General features: G+C 38.1%; 1 pseudogene. It reads right to left on the bottom strand.

The window, feature by feature from the left end:
• A pseudogene (locus H5186_RS22535) lies at positions 1-896 on the bottom strand (hypothetical protein); the annotation flags it as partial.
• Positions 897-1,054 lie beyond the last annotated feature (158 nt).

Genomic DNA, 1,054 nt, shown 5'->3' with positions numbered 1-1,054 from the left:
AAACAAACAATGTCTTCGTAAGGTAAATAAAACGGTTTTCTAAACAAAGTATGAGGGGTTTTTACAAGCCCGGTATGGCGATTAAAATAAAACTTATCTCGGTGCGATAATATGGCGCGGTGTTTTAAAGTGAAAAAACCCAAACCAAAGAGCGTCACATAGATTGAAGCCATCACCCAGAAATATTCAAACCCGTTCATAAAAATCGCAAAAATATGAAATAAGAAAGTCAATAAAGCCAGGCTCGTACAACCAAAGCCAAGAATAGTAAATAAGTTTGACCATCCTCCAAACCATGAAATAGCAAGTTGTTGCCCATCAGTGCGAACCCAGTGCCCCTCAAGCGTTGAGCCACTATCTGGGGATGAAAGCTTTGCTGTATATTCATCAGTAAAACGCTTACTTTTAAACGTACGGGTTTTAAACCCGCAGCCATTGAGTGCTTCGGCTTTTTTTAATCGCGCCTCATAACTGTCTTTATGCAAATAATCTCTTGGCAGCCTTTCTCTGTACTTAGTGGAGTTAGCCCGATAAATCGAGTCATTTCTTTGCTTAGTTCTCTCTGCTTTTTCTATTTCTGGATCTTTTTCTTCTTTACTTTTTCGATCTCTTCTTTCAGCATAGCTTTCATCAAGTGCTAATCGTTGAATGTTTTTATCTTTTGCATTAAGTGGTTTTTTTCTCGGGTTAAGTTGTTTCCATTCTTCTAGCTTCCTAATTCTTTCTGGCCTTTTTTCTTCATCCTCAGCAACAAACTTTGCTACGTGCTCATAATAGCGCCTATCGACTTCTTCTGGGTTTGCACGCATCCAGTCTTCGCGATCTTGATCTTCGCGCTTTCTTTCTTCTAACATTTCTTTTTTTATTTTTTCATGATCTAATTGATTTTCGCTCATTATTACTCCTTTATTTGCTGTACTTCTTGTAAATTTTTTATAACTTAGCTTTTTATAACTTAACAATGGCTTGGCTGATTACTTGGCCAATGCGGTGGCTATACTTGCGCTCATCGCCCCAAGAAAAGAACCCTGGCTTTTCACCTGCTTTGTAATAT

Origin of the sequence: Pseudoalteromonas sp. SG41-2 (assembly GCF_014164535.1) — a bacterium.
Taxonomy (GTDB): domain Bacteria; phylum Pseudomonadota; class Gammaproteobacteria; order Enterobacterales; family Alteromonadaceae; genus Pseudoalteromonas; species Pseudoalteromonas rhizosphaerae.
This window is presented reverse-complemented; position numbering and strand designations above follow the sequence as displayed.